This is a genomic window from Collinsella aerofaciens, from assembly GCF_005844325.1.
Taxonomy (GTDB): domain Bacteria; phylum Actinomycetota; class Coriobacteriia; order Coriobacteriales; family Coriobacteriaceae; genus Collinsella; species Collinsella aerofaciens_G.
In genome coordinates this window covers 1-1,217 of sequence record NZ_SPFY01000059.1, presented here as the reverse complement: position 1 = coordinate 1,217, position 1,217 = coordinate 1, and the positions used below count along the sequence as shown (strand labels likewise).

Annotated in this window: 1 protein-coding gene; it reads left to right on the top strand. The window is 66.1% G+C overall.

The window, feature by feature from the left end; translation table 11 throughout:
* The first annotated feature begins 61 nt into the window (after window positions 1-61).
* Window positions 62-1,203 (top strand): IS3 family transposase gene (locus FGQ61_RS09550; protein ID WP_370448105.1). Its coding sequence is split into 2 segments (ribosomal slippage): window positions 62-320 and window positions 320-1,203, totalling 1,143 coding nucleotides; the frame shifts between segments, so codons are not numbered across the junction.
* Window positions 1,204-1,217: the final 14 nt, after the last annotated feature.

Below are 1,217 nucleotides of genomic sequence, written 5' to 3'. Positions count from 1 at the left end.
TGGATTGGCTACACTGATGTGGACAGTTCCGGGAGGGGCGCAGGAGACGGGAGGGCCGTATATGAGGGACCCCAGGCACCCGAGGCATTTCACCGACGAGTTCAAGAGGCAGATAGTCGACCTCTACAACGCCGGCAAGCCCAAGCGCGAGATCATGGACGAGTACGACCTCGGCAAGAGCACCGTGGAGAGGTGGATCAAGTCGATAAACGCGACCGGCTCGCCGCGCGCCGCGTGCAACCGCACGCCCGAGCAGAACCGGATCCTGGAGCTCGAGCGCGAGAACCGCAGGCTCCGGATGGAGGTCGACGTCTTAAAACAAGCGGCGCTGATATACGCTCGAAAGTGAGGGCCATAGCGGCCAACGAGGGCCGCTACCCCATATCAGCGCAGTGCAGGCTCCTCGGCGTCGCGAGGTCGACGTACTACTCCATGCGCTCGCGGGCCGACCGGCCCGCCGCGCCGGACCCCGCCGCGCCGGCCGTGGTCGCGGCCCACGCCGCCAGCAAGGGCCGGTACGGCTCGCGCAAGATAAAGGCGTCGCTCGAGAGGTCGGGCGTCACCGTCAGCCGGCGCCGGGTCTGCCGCATCATGAGGGAGAACGGCCTGGTCAGCGCATACGGCAGGAAGAGGTTCAAGGTGCACCCCGGGGCGGTCAACGAGGCCGACGTGCCCAACGTCGTCGCGCGCGGCTTCGGCGGCAGGGCGCCGCGCACCCATATATGCAGCGACCTGACCTACGTGCGCGTCGGGGCCTCGTGGAACTACGTCTGCCTGCTCGTCGACCTCTACAACAGGGAGATCGTCGGCCACTCCGCCGGGCCCAGGAAGGACGCCCGGCTGGTCAAGTCGGCGTTCGCGACGCTCTCCTTCCCCATCTCGGACATCGAGGTCTTCCACACGGACCGCGGCAGCGAGTTCGACAACGCCGAGATCGACCTGATGCTCGAGGCCTTCGGCATTGAGAGGTCGCTGTCGGCCAAGGGCTGCCCCTACGACAACGCCGTCGACGAGTCGACCAACAGGATACTGAAGGCCGAGCTCGTCCACCGCGAGACGTTCGGCACGACGCGCGAGCTCCGGGCCAAGCTCTCGGACTACGTGCACTGGTACAACAACTTCAGGATCCACTCGACGCTGGGCTACATGTCTCCGGTCGAGTTCAGGGAGGCGGGGCTGTCCCTCCCGGAATCGTCCAAATAGGTGTTGCCAATCCA